General features: G+C 60.4%; 17 protein-coding genes. 6 read left to right on the top strand and 11 right to left on the bottom strand.

The features are described 5' to 3' along the window. Window positions 1–43 precede the first annotated feature (43 nt). The 7 genes from ACR0JA_RS04690 to secG all read right to left on the bottom strand — a co-directional run bounded on the left by ACR0JA_RS04690 (window position 44) and on the right by secG (window position 5,155). A complete protein-coding gene (locus ACR0JA_RS04690) occupies window positions 44–796 on the bottom strand; it encodes a phosphate/phosphite/phosphonate ABC transporter substrate-binding protein (RefSeq protein WP_480570643.1) in 753 nt (250 codons plus the stop codon). Further along, window positions 793–1,230, bottom strand: a complete 438-nt coding sequence (locus ACR0JA_RS04685; RefSeq protein ID WP_480570640.1) for a tellurite resistance TerB family protein — start codon at window positions 1,228–1,230, stop codon at window positions 793–795. Before ACR0JA_RS04685 ends, ACR0JA_RS04690 begins: the two co-directional genes overlap by 4 nt. A gap of 20 nt (window positions 1,231–1,250) precedes the next feature. Beyond that, the gene (locus ACR0JA_RS04680) at window positions 1,251–1,700 is read right to left on the bottom strand and encodes a tellurite resistance TerB family protein (protein ID WP_480570637.1); all 450 of its coding nucleotides are present in this window, start codon (window positions 1,698–1,700) and stop codon (window positions 1,251–1,253) included. 42 nt (window positions 1,701–1,742) lie between these two features. Then, window positions 1,743–2,036: a DUF1330 domain-containing protein gene (locus ACR0JA_RS04675; RefSeq protein WP_480570634.1), complete on the bottom strand. Its 294-nt coding sequence runs from the start codon at window positions 2,034–2,036 to the stop codon at window positions 1,743–1,745. 71 nt (window positions 2,037–2,107) lie between these two features. Then, window positions 2,108–2,884 (bottom strand): isocitrate lyase/PEP mutase family protein, encoded by a 777-nt coding sequence (locus ACR0JA_RS04670; RefSeq protein WP_480570631.1) that lies wholly within the window; start codon window positions 2,882–2,884, stop codon window positions 2,108–2,110. A 102-nt stretch (window positions 2,885–2,986) separates the two neighbouring features. Continuing rightward, window positions 2,987–4,630, bottom strand: a complete 1,644-nt coding sequence (locus ACR0JA_RS04665; protein WP_480570629.1) for a CTP synthase — start codon at window positions 4,628–4,630, stop codon at window positions 2,987–2,989. Window positions 4,631–4,789: 159 nt separating this feature from the next. Next, window positions 4,790–5,155: a preprotein translocase subunit SecG gene (secG, locus tag ACR0JA_RS04660; protein WP_480571154.1), complete on the bottom strand. Its 366-nt coding sequence runs from the start codon at window positions 5,153–5,155 to the stop codon at window positions 4,790–4,792. 151 nt (window positions 5,156–5,306) lie between these two features. Here secG and nthA point away from each other — a divergent pair, with 151 nt between their 5' ends. The 5 genes from nthA (at window position 5,307) to ACR0JA_RS04635 (ending at window position 8,683) form a co-directional block, all read left to right on the top strand. Beyond that, the gene (gene nthA / locus ACR0JA_RS04655) at window positions 5,307–5,921 is read left to right on the top strand and encodes a nitrile hydratase subunit alpha (protein ID WP_480570627.1); all 615 of its coding nucleotides are present in this window, start codon (window positions 5,307–5,309) and stop codon (window positions 5,919–5,921) included. Further along, window positions 5,918–6,595, top strand: a complete 678-nt coding sequence (nthB, locus tag ACR0JA_RS04650) for a nitrile hydratase subunit beta (RefSeq protein WP_480570625.1) — start codon at window positions 5,918–5,920, stop codon at window positions 6,593–6,595. The genes nthA and nthB overlap by 4 nt, the downstream gene beginning before the upstream one ends. Further along, window positions 6,592–6,927, top strand: coding sequence for a nitrile hydratase accessory protein (locus tag ACR0JA_RS04645; RefSeq protein ID WP_480570623.1), 336 nt, complete (start codon window positions 6,592–6,594; stop codon window positions 6,925–6,927). The genes nthB and ACR0JA_RS04645 overlap by 4 nt, the downstream gene beginning before the upstream one ends. Window positions 6,928–7,145: 218 nt before the next feature. Further along, window positions 7,146–8,441, top strand: coding sequence for an adenylosuccinate synthase (locus tag ACR0JA_RS04640; protein WP_480570621.1), 1,296 nt, complete (start codon window positions 7,146–7,148; stop codon window positions 8,439–8,441). After that, complete coding sequence (locus ACR0JA_RS04635; RefSeq protein WP_480570619.1) at window positions 8,441–8,683, top strand: DUF2842 domain-containing protein; 243 nt, start codon at window positions 8,441–8,443, stop codon at window positions 8,681–8,683. The genes ACR0JA_RS04640 and ACR0JA_RS04635 overlap by 1 nt, the downstream gene beginning before the upstream one ends. Window positions 8,684–8,871: 188 nt before the next feature. Here the strand turns inward: ACR0JA_RS04635 and ACR0JA_RS04630 are convergent, their stop codons facing one another. After that, window positions 8,872–10,503, bottom strand: a complete 1,632-nt coding sequence (locus ACR0JA_RS04630; protein WP_480570618.1) for a hypothetical protein — start codon at window positions 10,501–10,503, stop codon at window positions 8,872–8,874. Between the two features lie 134 nt (window positions 10,504–10,637). Between ACR0JA_RS04630 and ACR0JA_RS04625 the strand changes: the two genes are divergently transcribed. Further along, window positions 10,638–11,333: a thiamine diphosphokinase gene (locus tag ACR0JA_RS04625; RefSeq protein WP_480570616.1), complete on the top strand. Its 696-nt coding sequence runs from the start codon at window positions 10,638–10,640 to the stop codon at window positions 11,331–11,333. On the opposite strand, the gene ACR0JA_RS04620 is transcribed toward ACR0JA_RS04625, so the two are convergent. Genes ACR0JA_RS04620 through ACR0JA_RS04610 form a run of 3 tightly spaced genes read right to left on the bottom strand, consistent with a single transcriptional unit; the run spans window position 11,278 to window position 14,065 of the window. Next, the gene (locus ACR0JA_RS04620; RefSeq protein WP_480570614.1) at window positions 11,278–12,192 is read right to left on the bottom strand and encodes a DMT family transporter; all 915 of its coding nucleotides are present in this window, start codon (window positions 12,190–12,192) and stop codon (window positions 11,278–11,280) included. The two genes, ACR0JA_RS04625 and ACR0JA_RS04620, sit on opposite strands and share 56 nt — an antisense overlap. Window positions 12,193–12,246: 54 nt before the next feature. Beyond that, window positions 12,247–12,657: a GFA family protein gene (locus tag ACR0JA_RS04615; RefSeq protein WP_480570611.1), complete on the bottom strand. Its 411-nt coding sequence runs from the start codon at window positions 12,655–12,657 to the stop codon at window positions 12,247–12,249. Between the two features lie 34 nt (window positions 12,658–12,691). Next, on the bottom strand, window positions 12,692–14,065 hold the full coding sequence (locus tag ACR0JA_RS04610) for an L-serine ammonia-lyase (RefSeq protein ID WP_480570609.1): 1,374 nt from the start codon (window positions 14,063–14,065) through the stop codon (window positions 12,692–12,694). Between the last annotated feature and the right edge of the window lies 1 nt (window position 14,066).

The raw sequence follows: 14,066 nt of genomic DNA, 5'->3' as shown, positions 1-14,066 counted from the left end.
GGGTCGAATCCGCCGAATTGGTCAAACCGTCTGATCAAAACCGTCAGTTTGACGACGTAATTGCCTTTGGATCGGGCGGATTGGGGATGCAGAGGTATTTTTCCGGCGCTATCTCCACCAGCCCCTTAAGGTGCAACACTCGCAGGTCGGCTGGCGACAAACCGTCTATGGCGGTATCAACGGCGTGCGCAACCTGCACAGCATCCTGACCCAAACCTGTGATATAGGGCAGGGCGGGGGTGGGCGTGGTGCTTTCAACTTCGTGCAGTTCTTCGCCCAACAGTGTGTGTTCACACAGCAATGCCCAAGTCAGCGCGTCCAGCGACGCGACGTCAGCGCGCCCGTCTGCCACGGCTTGCGCCGAAAGCGCATGTCCGCCGGTTTCCAGCAGCCGGTTGGGCCTAAGTCCCAGTTCGGCAAGATGCGTGATCGGCGCGGCCCATCCGGACTGGGACATGCCTTCATTATAGGCAAAAACACCCGAGATCAGGCCTTGCAGATCGCGGGCATCGTCCTGGCGGGCCACAAAGACCGAACGGTAGTGGCCCGGCGGGCATCCGGGCAGACCGTAATCGGGGGTCCCAACCAGTTGGACATGCCCGTGCAGCCGCGTTCGGTAGGGCATTCCGCAGGTCTGCGCAAAGATCAGCGACGGGTCTTGCCAAATGTCCCAAACATCGCGGTCGCGGGTCAAATGATCGGGGCCGAACCCCAGCGCGTCGCGGATCAGTGACCAAAAACGATCATTGACCTCCTGCGTCGCGGGCATATCGTACATGCCCAATGCGGCGATCACGGTTTGGCGGCCTTTTGCCGGGCCAGAGCCGAATCCACATCACTGACACCCAGCAGACTGACGACCAGCCTCAGCAGCGAATCCTCTTCCTCGGACCGGTGTCCATCAGCGAGAGCCACTGACCACATGGCCTGAACCACGGCCAGACGGTCGTCATAGGCCACGGCCTCTTTTATGGCACGGGTAAAGCGGACGGTGTCGGGGGCCTCGGATTCGAGGTCTTCGGCACGGGCGCGCAAAGCGGCGGCCTCGAACGGGGACAGGCCATAGCGTTCGGCCGAAATACGGTCGATCCGCGCCATCTCGGTATCGGCATAGTCGTTGTCGGATCGGGCTATTCGAACCAGCAGGGCGGTCAGGGCCAGACGGGCGTCGTCTTCGACAAGCGGATCGGGCTGCGGCTGCGTGAGCCGGGACAGGAAATCACTGAACATGCGTAAGATATAAGCCCGGCTTAGCCGGCTTCCAAGCGCGATTGCACACGCTCGCGCGCGGCCTTGCTGTCATTAAAGCTCAGCCCCATGGCAATACGGGCCTCTTCAACGATCTTGACCTCGCCTTCGTCGGTGTTGCCATCGGCAAGCACAACCTCCCACAGCGCGTCCAAAGCGGCCAGCCGTTCCTTTTCGCCGGTCGTTTCGCGGATAAGCTTGCCGAACGTATCGGTTTCGGGGGCGGCCGCATGCAACTTCTCACAGGTCGCGCGGACCTTTGCGGCCTCAATCGCGTTGTGCTGGTAGAGCCGGGCGAGGATACGGTCGATCAAGCTGATTTCTTCCAGCTTGTAGTCGCGATCTGCCTGCGCAACGCGCACCATCAATGCCCCCAGGGCCAATTCAGCGTCCGGGTCTGGCAGATTGTCGTGCTGCGGTGGGCGAAATGCCTGAAAGAGCTTTTTCAACATGGGGTCAGGTTATTCCATATTTTGTGGTCCGCCAAGCCAGGTCTACCCGTCATAGCCCTGTATGATCACAAGATCGCCGGTCGCAACCGGATCGCGCAGGGCTTTGGCTTGCTGATACTCGGCGCTTTCATAGCAATCCAGCGCCTGCTCATAGCTCGGAAACTCGATTACGACGGTGCGGGCTCGGGCTTTGCCCTCTTTTACCTCGCGTCCACCGCCACGCACAAGAAATCGCGCACCATAAGCTGCAAATGGGGCGGCATTGGCGGCGATATAGTCTTTGTAGGTTTCAAGATCGTCTACATCGACATGGGCAACCCAATATCCTTTGGGCATTGGCTCTCCTCCTGCGCAATCAGCTGCAAGGTGCGGAGGAACAGGACAGAATGCAATCCCCTAAAAGTGGATCATGCTCCGGTTTGCAACGCTTCGCGCGCTTTATCCTGCAACCACGCAACCATCTGCCGATATGGGACCGGCCCATAGCTGATACGTGCGACCCCAAGCGCGGCCAGAGTCGTGGTGTCGGGCGTCCCCGGCAGAGCAATGATGTTGACCGGCAATTCGGTCGCTTCGCACAAGCGGCCGATCATTGCCTCATCCTTAAGGCCCGGGGCGAAAAAACCGCTGGCACCGGCGTCGGCATAGGCTTTGGCGCGGGCCATGGCCTCATCCAGCATCGCTGTGCTGTGTGTTTCCGGGGCGGCTTTCAGAAAAATATCCGTTCGGGCGTTGATAAAGGCCGGAACACCAGCTGCGTCACACCCTTCGCGCATCGCGGCGATCCGAGCAGTCTGTGTTTCGATGTCATAAAGGTCTTTTGTTCCAACGATCTGGTCTTCGAAGTTAAAGCCGATGACGCCGGTACCTAACGCGCGACGCACATTGGCCGCGATACCGAATGCGTCCTCGGCATACGCTCCTTCAAGGTCCATAGAGACGGGCAGGTCCACCGCATCGACGATGCGGTGGACGTTGTCCAGCGCCAGGTCAAAGGGGATATTCTGGCCGTCCGCGAAGCCCTGCGCCATCGCAACCGGAGCACTGCCCGTCGCAAGCGCCTTGGCGCCGGCGTCGCGCACGGCAGCGGCACTGCCGGCGTCCCAGATGTTGTAAAGGATGACCGGATCGCCCTTTTTGTGAAGGGCAGCAAAGGCTTCTGCGCGGGTGGTTTGATCGGTCATGGCCGGTCTCCTGTCGCTGATATGGCGGCAGTTAACCGTGCAAACTGTCGGTGCGTAAAGACATTTCGCACCGACTGGTACAATCCTGTACGTGGCCCGAGATCAGACCAGCCGCGAGGTGTCTTTCGCAGCGCGTACAAACTCTCGGAACAGGGGGTGCGGCTCAAAGGGTTTGGATTTCAGTTCCGGGTGGTACTGAACGCCGATGAACCACGGGTGGTCGGACCATTCGACAATCTCGGGCAGGCGACCATCGGGGGACATGCCCGAGAAGTTTAGGCCCGCCTTTTCCAGTTTGTCGCGGTATTTGATGTCGACCTCGTACCGGTGACGGTGGCGCTCTTCAATCGCGGTGCCGCCATAAACCTCGGCCACTTTCGATCCATCCGCCAGAACCGCATCATAAGCGCCCAGACGCATGGTGCCGCCCTTGTCATCGCCGACTTTGCGTTCGACCTTGTGGTTGCCCTGCACCCATTCCTTGAGGTGGTAAACTACGGGCTCAAAACGCTTTTTTCCGGCCTCGTGGTCGAACTCTTCCGAACCCGCCTCGGTGATGCCCGCTGCGTTCCGCGCAGCCTCGATCACCGCCATCTGCATGCCAAGACAGATACCCAGATAGGGAACCTTATGTTCGCGCGCGTATTGCGCCGCCTTGATCTTGCCCTCGGTTCCGCGTTCGCCGAACCCGCCGGGAACGAGGATGGCGTGGAAACCCTCCAAATGCGGGGCGGCGTCTTCGGTGTCGAAGACCTCGGCATCAACCCATTCGATCTTGACGCGGACGCGGTTGGCCATGCCGCCATGGGTCAGGGCCTCGGCGATCGACTTATAGGCATCTTCCAGCTGGGTGTATTTGCCGACGATGGCGACTTTGACCTCGCCCTCGGCATTGTGGATGCGGTCACTGACGTCTTCCCACTTGGCCAGATCGGGCTTGGGGGCCGGGCTGATTTGGAACGCGTCCAGAACCGCCTGATCCAGACCTTCTCGATGATAGGCGAGCGGCGCGTCGTAGATGGTGGACAGGTCCTGCGCCGCAATCACGCTGTCCGGGCGGACGTTACAGAACAGCGCCAGTTTCTCGCGTTCCTTGGTCGGAATCGGGCCTTCGGACCGGCAGACCAGAATGTCGGGTGCCAGGCCGATCGAGCGCAGTTCCTTGACCGAGTGCTGGGTCGGTTTGGTTTTCAATTCGCCGGAGGCTTTGATGTAAGGCAACAGCGTCAGATGCATGAACAGGCACTGTCCGCGCGGCTTATCCTGGCTGAACTGACGGATCGCTTCAAAGAAGGGCAGGCCTTCGATGTCGCCTACGGTGCCGCCGATTTCGCAGAGCATGAAATCAACCTCATCCTCACCAATGGCGATGAAATCCTTGATCTCGTTGGTGACGTGCGGGATCACCTGAATGGTTTTGCCGAGATAGTCGCCACGGCGCTCTTTTTCCAGCACGTTGGAGTAGATCCGGCCTGAGCTGACCGAGTCGGTCTTGCGCGCGGCCACGCCGGTAAAACGCTCATAGTGACCAAGGTCCAGATCGGTTTCGGCCCCGTCATCGGTCACGAACACTTCGCCATGTTCAAACGGCGACATGGTGCCGGGATCGACGTTCAGGTAGGGGTCAAGTTTGCGCAAACGCACCGAATATCCCCGGGCCTGCAGCAGCGACCCTAACGCTGCAGAAGCCAGTCCTTTGCCCAAGGACGAAACCACACCACCAGTGATGAAAATAAAACGCGCCATGTTTTTCGGCTGCTCCCGTGAGACGTCATTATCTGCTGCCCGGCGGCTTGAAAAAACCGCAGCACCACGGGACTTCACATATAAAGGATTCGCGCCAACAGCGCAAGAGAACCGCAAGATGCTGTTGCAGCTCTCTTTCAGGTTTCTAGGTTTTGTGGCTTAGTCGGCCTGCGGGATCAGTGGCGCGTTGTCGCCCTGTGCGGGTGGCAACAGGTCATCTGCCGAAGGAACCGCCGGATTCGCGTCTTCGGTTGCAGCCGGTGCCGGAACGCCCAGACGGTCGATCACCGAGCTGCCCGATGATTTCTGCGCCGCCAGAATGGTCAACGTGATCGACGTCACGATGAAACATGCCGCCAGGATCCAGGTCAGCTTGCCCAAAGCGGTCGCTGCGGCACGGCCAGTCATGGCCCCACCGCCACCACCGCCCATACCAAGGCCACCGCCTTCGGACCGCTGCATCAGGACAACGGCAATCAGGCCCAGAGCCAAAAGAAGGTGGATAATGAGAACGACGTTTTCCATGGTGTTCCTGTAGGGCGTGGCGTGTATCGCGTGGTACTTATGCAAGTTTGCCAGCGGGGGCAAGGGAGGAGTTGCCATCAACTCTGCTGATGTATCCCATCACGTCAATGAGAGTGGACTCGGTGGCCGTGAATGTCGCAGTCTGCGGGCTATGCCACATGACGATCCCGACCACCCGCACGCCTTGTTGCCACCTGAACCTGCATTGCGCGTCAAGGCAATTGAAACGATTCTTGTCCGCAAAGGTTTAGTTGATCCGGCGGCTCTGGAAGAGATCATCGACACCTATCAGAACAAGATCGGCCCGCAAAATGGTGCGCGCGTCGTCGCCAAGGCGTGGAGCGATCCGGATTTCAAGGCCGCTCTGCTCCAAGATGCGACACCGGTCGTTGCCGATCTGGGTTACTACGGCCGACAGGGCGAGCATATGGTGGTCGTCGAAAACACGCCCGAACGGCACAACATGATCGTATGTACGCTGTGCAGCTGCTATCCGTGGCCGCTTCTGGGAATCCCGCCGGGATGGTACAAATCCGACGCCTACCGCGCCCGCGCCGTGCGCGAGCCGCGCAAGGTTCTGGCCGAATTTGGCGTTACTTTGCCCACTGAAACATCGGTTCGCGTCTGGGACTCAACGGCCGAGATTCGCTACCTCGTCCTGCCCATGCGACCCAAAAACACCGAAGGTTTGTCCGAAGATCAGCTGGCCGCGCTGGTCACCCGTGACAGCATGATTGGTACGGGTCTGCCAAAGGAGCCCTCATGACCCGCGTGCATGACATGGGTGGTCGTTTCGGGGATGGCGCGGTCAATCCCGAATCTGAAGATGCCCCGGTCTTTGATCAGGACTGGCACGCTCGGGCGCTGGCGGTCACGCTCGCTTCGGGGTTTCTAGGGCAGTGGAACATCGATGTCTCTCGCCACGCCCGCGAGAGGTTGTCGCCCAAGGACTACACTCGGTTTTCCTACTACGAAAAATGGATCTCCGGTCTGGCCGATCTTTTGGTCGAAAACGACGTCCTCACCTTGGATGATTTGCGGCGTGAAGGAGGCGGCGGCGCGCACGCCCTTGCCGGAAGAATGCTAAAGGCAGACGCCGTAGCTGCCGCGTTGGCAAAGGGTGGGCCGGCGGACCGGCCTTCGGACGTTGCAGCGCGGTTCACGGCCGGGCAGGCGGTTGTCACGAGCCGTTCAGCGGCGAACCGTCTTGTCGATGGCGGCCACACGCGTCTTCCTGCCTATGCCGCAGGTGCCAGAGGTCGAATCCTGCGCCTGCACGGGACCCATGTCTTGCCGGACTCAAATGCGCACGGGCTGGGTGAAGCGCCAGAACCCCTTTACGCGGTCGCATTTCCGGCCTCAGAGCTCTGGGCCGCGCCCGAGCATCCTGACGACGAGGTCGTGCTGGACCTGTGGCAAAGTTATCTGGCACCGGCATGAGCAACCGTGAATTCCATTCTGCCCCGGAACCTGCTTTCGCCGACCCCTGGCACGCGCAACTGTTCGCCGTCACCGTCGCGCTGCATGAAATCGGGCAGTTCAGCTGGCCAGACTGGGCAGCACGGTTTTCTGCAACATTGAAGCGTCACGGCCTGGACCGCGATCTGGATGGCGGCGACGACTATTTCCATGCATGGCTGGAAACGCTGGAGGCGCTTATGGCCGAGCAGGGTGCCGCCGATCCGCGTGATATTCGCGCCCTGCGCGCGGCTTGGGAACAGGCGTATCTGACCACTCCGCATGGCAAGCCTGTTCGCTTGCCGCAAGAGTAGAGGGGTCAACCCCCGCCGCCCGTTTCGGGAGCCCCCCCCTAGGATGTTTTCGGCCTGTTGAAGCCAGGGGTTCCGCTCTTCATCTGGCCAAAAATATCCGCGCTGGAGGCATTGCCCCGAACGCGCGATTTTCAGATGCGGCGAAATAGCGGTTTCCCTGTCGTTTCTACGTCGCTATACGAGCCGGGTTTGATCACTCAGCACGAAAAGGACCGGATATGGCCAACGTGGTTGTTGTCGGCGCCCAGTGGGGCGACGAGGGGAAAGGCAAGATTGTCGACTGGCTGAGCGAAAGGGCAGACGTGATCGCGCGCTTTCAGGGCGGTCACAATGCCGGACACACTCTGGTCATCGACGGCGCGGTCTACAAGCTGCATGCTCTGCCATCGGGCGTTGTGCGTGGCGGGAAGCTGAGTGTGATCGGCAATGGTGTTGTTCTCGACCCGTGGCACTTGATCAAAGAGATTGAGACCATTCGGTCGCAGGGTGTCGATATCTCTCCCGAAACGCTGATGATAGCCGAGAATACGCCGCTAATTCTGCCGATCCATGGTGAATTGGACCGGGCGCGCGAAGAGGCCGCCAGCAAAGGCACCAAGATCGGAACCACCGGGCGCGGTATCGGACCGGCCTATGAGGACAAAGTTGGCCGCCGTTCGGTCCGTGTGGCGGATCTGGCGGATGACGCGACCCTTGAGGCGCGCGTCGACCGTGCCTTGCAACATCATGATCCGCTGCGCAAAGGCCTGGGGATCGAGCCCGTTGACCGGGATGCGCTGGTCGCTCAGCTAAAAGAGATTGCGCCCCAGATCCTGCCCTTTGCCGCGCCGGTCTGGAAAGTGCTGAACGAAAAGCGCAAGGCTGGAAAACGCATCCTGTTCGAAGGCGCGCAAGGGGCGCTGCTGGACATCGATTTCGGTACCTATCCATTTGTGACCTCGTCCAATGTGATCGCGGGTCAGGCGGCGACTGGCGTTGGTATTGGTCCTGGGTCGGTTGATTTTGTCCTGGGCATCGTCAAAGCCTACACCACCCGGGTCGGAGAGGGGCCGTTCCCAACCGAACTGGATGACGCTGACGGCCAGCGCCTGGGTGAGCGCGGCCACGAATTCGGGACAACCACGGGCCGCAAACGCCGTTGCGGCTGGTTCGATGCCTGCCTTGTGCGCCAAACCTGCGCCACCAGCGGCGTGAACGGCATTTCTCTGACCAAACTGGACGTTCTGGATGGGTTCGAGACGCTGAAGATATGTACCGGCTATGAGCTAGACGGCGAACGTCTGGACTATCTGCCTACGGCGGCCGATCAACAGGCACGTTGCACTCCGATCTATGAAGAAGTGCCTGGTTGGAGCGAATCCACCGAAGGTGCGCGCAGCTGGGCGGACCTTCCGGCGAATGCGATCAAATATGTGCGCCGGGTGGAGGAGTTGATCGAATGCCCGGTGGCCCTGCTGTCCACCAGCCCGGAGAGGGACGACACCATCCTGGTGACCGACCCGTTTGCCGACTGATGACCGAAGAGCGCAAGCCCGGACTCAGCTACAAGGCGCGGCGGCGCTGGTCTCTGATCATTCTCGTGATCGGCCTGCCGCTTTATATCGTGGCGGTCGTGACCGTGGTGAACCTGTTGAACCGCCCGCCGATCTGGGTCGAATTGCTGATCTATGTCGGTCTAGGCATCGTGTGGGCGCTGCCATTCAAGTTCGTGTTCCGTGGGGTCGGCAAAGAAGACCCTGATCAGAACGCAGACTGATCCAAACGCCGTCTTGCCCTTTGAGGGCTGTCAGTATTCCCATCGCTAAGCGGCACTTGCATTAGCGAGCCGCCGACGCCGAGCATTCGGTGCTTCGCGGCATGTGAATACGCGTGACTCACAACGAAAAAGGGCCAGAGACAGCTCTGGCCCAAGGTGTGAGGGGGAAATGTTCTTTTTGGTGCTGATTATCCGGCGGCGCGCTTGTCGTCGGGGCGGAAACCGATCTGGTTCGAGGCAGCAAAACGACCGCCTCCGGCCTTCTCGATCTTGCCGTCGCGCAACAGTTGCCCGAAGGTGCGCAGGCTTTCCTCGCGGTTGAACGCATCCTGCTTGAGCGAGCGAACCTTGTTCATCAGTTGCGGGCGCGAGAATTGTTCCTGACCTTCGATGAAGGCCAGATAGGCGGCGGCGGCCTCAAGCAGATCCGGCAGCGACTGTGCGCCCTGTTCCTGCGCAAAGCGGGCAAAGCCACCTTCTTCGTCTTCTGCATCATCCTGATCCGCAGTCACACGGCGAGGTGTAACTGGACCGACGTCTGAGTCGTCGGTGTCGATACGCTGTTCCGCCACCAGTTTCAGCGGTGCAGTCTCCGCTCCGGGACGGGCGCTGGTGACCTGAACTTCGGGGCGGCGCGGGCTGACAACGGATTGCAGATCGCCACGATAATCCTGATCGCGTGATTTTGCGGCGTCATCCTGCGATTCGGACCGCTCTGCTTCGGTGGCTGCCACGGCAGTGCGCAGATGCGAGTAGGTTTCGCGCTGGCCCGAGGTTTCCGGGTCGTCCATACGTTCACCCGCTGACTCCATCAGGCGTGAGACGTCTTCTTCAAGGTCGTTCGTCTCAGGCAGGTGTTGCGAGGTCCGTTTGGCCAGCTCGGATTCCACCAAGGTAATTTCATCCAGCAGCTTTGCTTCGTCGGCAGCGCTGAGAACCTGAAGGTCTTCTTCGGCTTCTTCCGCTGTTTCGGTCTCTTCCGTCTGATCGTTTAGGATATTGACGATCTCATCAGGTTCGGCGTCGGCTTCGGCTTCGTCCTCGATATCGGTAAACAGGACGTCGTCGGTCGAGACTTCAGCCCCTTCCAACTCGGTCGGTACGTCTTCGGGTTCGACCGATGCTTCTTCAACTTCCGAGGATACCTCTTCGGTTTCTTCCACTTCGGCCAGTTCTTCGGCAGATTCGGCCTGAACCGCCGGGGTGGGCGTCGGCAACTCAGCGGTCGGCTGATCGTCTTCCTCGGCCTCATCTGCTTGCGGCTGCAGATCTTCAGGTTTCAGCGCACCGGCTTCGAACGCGGCCGAGATGGCATCGACTTTGGGCTGAGCAGGGGCGACGAATCCACCGCTTTCGTCCTCATCCTCGCTATAGCGCGCGGGAGCTTCGTCTGAGTGTGACACCACCGCGCGAATGCGCTGCAATTTGGCTGCGATGCTGTCCGCAGCCGCGGGCTCGGCGGTTTCGGATTTGGCAAAGAACTCTGCCGCGGTGTCCGACGGAGCGGCCATGGGCGCGTCCGATGGCACTGCAGGCGCAGCGGGCGAGGCGGGGGTCGGGACCTCATCCGTTGCGCGCAGCAGTAAGCCGCTGTCATTTCGGCTGGCTTCGACCCGCTGCGCCTGATCGCGCTGTGCAATACGGGTCAACATTTCTGCGTCTGGCTGGGGGGGTTCCGACCCGAAATACCGGTCATCCGCTGCAAGATCACGAAAATATTCGGCGATCGCCTTCATCGTCTCGAAGGAGTCGTCAAAACCTTCCAATGTGCAGGAGAATGTACCGTAGGAAACGGTCAATACCTTGTTGTTCTGTACCATCAGACACACGTCCTCTACAAACTACCAAGTCACATTGCGGGCGCAGCCCACCCACAATCGACTCTGAACTTTGTCCATGAGTCTATCATTTTGTGGTCTCATTATGTCCAAAACCGGGAAATATGGTCAATCTTGTGAAAAATGAGCCAATTGTACGTTCAGAGGGGCCAATTGCGCTGTTTGGGGGCGGTCAAATCGGTTCTGACGACCTGAATCTGGCGCTAAACCGCGTCAATGGCATTGTCGCGGCAGACGGAGGTGCGGCGATTCTGGTCGATTCGGGGCACCTTCCCGACGCCGTAATCGGTGATTTCGACTCACTTGGGCAGATTTACCGCGACCGCATACCCGACGACCGGCAATTTCGGATTCGCGAACAGGACAGCACCGATTTCGACAAGGCGCTGCGCCATATTCAGGCTCCGCTGGTCCTGGGGGTCGGGTTCCTTGGCGGTCGGGTCGACCATCAATTGGCCGTTCTCAATACGCTGGTCCGGATGCAGGACCGGCCCTGCCTTCTGCTGGGCGAGCGTGAGGTGATCTTTCATGCACCACCGCAGATTGCCCTGTCCATGGAACCGGGCCAGACCGTGTCGCTGTTCCCGTTTCGGCGCGTGTGCGGGCGCAGCCGGGGCCTGGAATGGCCAATCGATGGGCTGGTTCTGGAACCCGATGGTCAGGTGGGGACGTCGAACCGAGCGCTAGGCGCGATCGAGCTGAAGCTGGACGGCCCCGGTCTTGTGGTGATGCTGCCACGCGACGCTTTGGCTCAGGTCATGCAGGCGTTTCTGTCGGGCCAGACCGGGCAGTGGCCCGCTCGCGCAGAATGACATAGAGGCCAGCGGCAATGGTGATGAGGATCCCAACCGCCGCCAACCCGTTGGGCAGGTCGTGAAAGATCAACCATCCGACCACGGTGGCCACGGGGATTTCGAGATACTGCATCGGGGCAAGTGTGGCCGATGGCGCGTAACGTAGTGACCAAGTCATGAACAGATGTGCGACCGTTCCCAAGACCCCGATCGCCAACAGCAGCCAATGGGACTGCTGTGCGGGGACTATCAGAGAGACCTCCCAAATCGAGAAATAGGTTCCCAGCAGCAAAAGCGGAAACAGAAAGGCCGTTGCCATAGCACCGGATACCGCCTGCAAGGCAATCGGGTCGGTCTCCTTTGCGATCTGTCGTGTCACCAACATGAACAGTGCAAAGACCACCGCGACGATCAGCGGCAGCAGCGCCGGGGCACCAACCGTTGCGAAACTGGGTTGGATCACCAAAAGCGTACCGATGAACCCGACGATACAAGCCATCAGCCGGCGCACGCCAACGACTTCGCCAAGCACATAGCGCCCCAAAAGCAGCATGATGAACGGCATGACGAAGGCAATCGCAACGGCATCGGCCAGCGGAAGATATTGCAGCGCGCTGAACATCGCGGCGATGCCGACGATATGCAAGGCGGTGCGAATGACGGTCAATCGCAGAACCCGTCCCCGCAAGCGCCAGGGTCGGCCCGTTGCGGCGATCAGCGGAATCAGGATTACGGACTGGATACCAAACCGCACAAACACCAGCATCCCCAGCGGCGTGGTCTCGCCCAACAACTTGGCCATCGCATCGCCTAGCGGGGCGAGCAGACAAAAGCCAAGCATCAGCGAGATACCTAGAACGGGACGGTCATGGGTCATGACCGCGACGCTAACGGGTCGCGACGGCACTGGAAAGCCGTCTGTGTCCCAAAATCAATCTATGGGTTGGACCTTGGTATAATCCGGTCCGATGCAATGGGGCAGCCCGTCATCCAGTTTCAGCCAGCGCAGCTTTTCCTCATGCGCCACATTCAGCGTTGGCTCCAGTTCTTCGGGGTTTTCCAGCGTCGCCACGTAAAGGTGCAGCACATCCGACATAGCGGTCGAGCGGAACGAGATTGGCGTCCCGCAGTTGGGGCAGAAACTGCGCTCGACCCCGGGCGAGGACTTGAACCGCTTTGGCTCTTCCCCGGTCCATCGCCATTGGCCGTCCCGGACACCGAAATAGGTCGTCATCGGGGCCGCGCATTGACGGCGGCAACTGTCGCAGTGGCAATTGACGCAGGACAGAACGGGCGGGTCCACCTCGTATCGGACGGCGCCGCATAGGCAATGTCCCTGCATGTCGTTCCTTTCGCGCAGCTCGCCTTTGGTCGGGTCAGCAGTTGGGAATGTTCACCGCCAATCCACCCAAAGAGGTTTCCTTGTACTTTTCATGCATATCATGCCCGGTCTGGCGCATGGTTTCGATCACAGCGTCCAGCGGAACGAAATGCTGTCCGTCGCCGCGCAGGGCTAGCGACGCGGCCGAGACCGCCTTGATCGCCCCCAGACCGTTGCGTTCGATGCAGGGAACCTGCACCAGTCCCGCAACCGGATCGCAGGTCATGCCCAGATGATGCTCCAGCGCGATTTCGGCGGCGTTTTCGACCTGCTCGGGCGTGCCGCCCATTACGGCGCACAGACCCGCAGCCGCCATGGCCGAGGCGCTGCCGACCTCGGCCTGACATCCCGCTTCGGCGCCTGAGATCGAGGCGTTGTACTTGACCAGCCCGCCGATGGCGGCGGCAGTCAGCAGGAAGTCTTCAATCCGGCTTTCCGAAGCGCCTGGAACGTGATCGAGGTAATAGCGCAACACCGCCGGCAACACACCTGCCGCACCATTGGTCGGGGCAGTGACGACCTGACCGCCGGCAGCGTTTTCCTCGTTCACCGCCATCGCATAGACGCTCATCCAGTCGTTGATCGTGTGCGGGGCGTTCAGGTTCATGCCGCGCTCGGCCTGCAGGGCGTCGTGGATGCCCTTGGCGCGGCGGCGCACATGCAGACCGCCGGGCAGTATGCCGTCGGTCGTCAGACCGCGTTCGATACAATCATTCATCACCTGCCACAGGCGCGCCGTTCCTTTGGCGAAACTGTCGGCGCAACCCCGCGCGATCTCGTTCTCGCGCTTCATCTGGGCGATATTCTTGCCGCTGGCGCGGGCCATATCAAGCATCTCGACGGCGGATTTGAACGGGAAGGGGACCGGCGCGCCTTCGTCGGTCGCCTTGCCCTCGGCCAGTTCTTCTTCGGTCAGGACAAAGCCGCCGCCGATCGAATAATAGACCTGCCGCAAGATCACATCGCCCTGCGCATCGGTGGCCATCAGGATCATCCCGTTGGCGTGACCGGGCAGGTTGTTGTCGAAATCAAAGATCAGATCGGTCTTGGGATCAAAGCCAAGCGTCGGCAACCCTTCCGGCGAGACGGTGTGCGTCTCCGCTATTGCGGCCAATGCGGCCTCGGCCCTTTCATTGTCATAAGTGTCGGGCACAAACCCTGCCAGTCCCAGAATGGTTGCCCGGTCCGTCGCGTGACCAACGCCGGTGAACGCCAGCGACCCGTGCAGCGACCCGCGCAATCCCGAAAACTCGAACGGCGAAGCGCGCATCAGGTCCAGAAACCGCGCGGCGGCCACCATTGGGCCCATGGTGTGAGACGAGGACGGGCCGATGCCCACTTTGAACATATCGAAGACTGAAAGAAACATG

It is taken from the genome of Ruegeria sp. AM4, assembly GCF_056540665.1.
Note: the sequence above shows the minus strand (reverse complement) of the source record. Positions and strands in the feature narration are given on the sequence as shown.

Bases quoted from the DNA above. Each gene is read 5' to 3' on its own strand.
- ACR0JA_RS04635 (WP_480570619.1), top strand. From the start codon at position 8,441: ATGACCGAAGAGCGCAAGCCCGGACTCAGCTACAAGGCGCGGCGGCGC.
- ACR0JA_RS04680 (WP_480570637.1), bottom strand. From the start codon at position 1,700: ATGTTGAAAAAGCTCTTTCAGGCATTTCGCCCACCGCAGCACGACAAT.
- ACR0JA_RS04620 (WP_480570614.1), bottom strand. From the start codon at position 12,192: ATGACCCATGACCGTCCCGTTCTAGGTATCTCGCTGATGCTTGGCTTT.
- nthA (WP_480570627.1), top strand. From the start codon at position 5,307: ATGCCACATGACGATCCCGACCACCCGCACGCCTTGTTGCCACCTGAA.
- ACR0JA_RS04645 (WP_480570623.1), top strand. From the start codon at position 6,592: ATGAGCAACCGTGAATTCCATTCTGCCCCGGAACCTGCTTTCGCCGAC.
- ACR0JA_RS04610 (WP_480570609.1), bottom strand. From the start codon at position 14,065: ATGTTTCTTTCAGTCTTCGATATGTTCAAAGTGGGCATCGGCCCGTCC.
- ACR0JA_RS04615 (WP_480570611.1), bottom strand. From the start codon at position 12,657: ATGCAGGGACATTGCCTATGCGGCGCCGTCCGATACGAGGTGGACCCG.
- ACR0JA_RS04640 (WP_480570621.1), top strand. From the start codon at position 7,146: ATGGCCAACGTGGTTGTTGTCGGCGCCCAGTGGGGCGACGAGGGGAAA.
- ACR0JA_RS04675 (WP_480570634.1), bottom strand. From the start codon at position 2,036: ATGCCCAAAGGATATTGGGTTGCCCATGTCGATGTAGACGATCTTGAA.
- secG (WP_480571154.1), bottom strand. From the start codon at position 5,155: ATGGAAAACGTCGTTCTCATTATCCACCTTCTTTTGGCTCTGGGCCTG.
- ACR0JA_RS04630 (WP_480570618.1), bottom strand. From the start codon at position 10,503: ATGGTACAGAACAACAAGGTATTGACCGTTTCCTACGGTACATTCTCC.
- ACR0JA_RS04685 (WP_480570640.1), bottom strand. From the start codon at position 1,230: ATGTTCAGTGATTTCCTGTCCCGGCTCACGCAGCCGCAGCCCGATCCG.
- ACR0JA_RS04665 (WP_480570629.1), bottom strand. From the start codon at position 4,630: ATGGCGCGTTTTATTTTCATCACTGGTGGTGTGGTTTCGTCCTTGGGC.
- ACR0JA_RS04670 (WP_480570631.1), bottom strand. From the start codon at position 2,884: ATGACCGATCAAACCACCCGCGCAGAAGCCTTTGCTGCCCTTCACAAA.
- nthB (WP_480570625.1), top strand. From the start codon at position 5,918: ATGACCCGCGTGCATGACATGGGTGGTCGTTTCGGGGATGGCGCGGTC.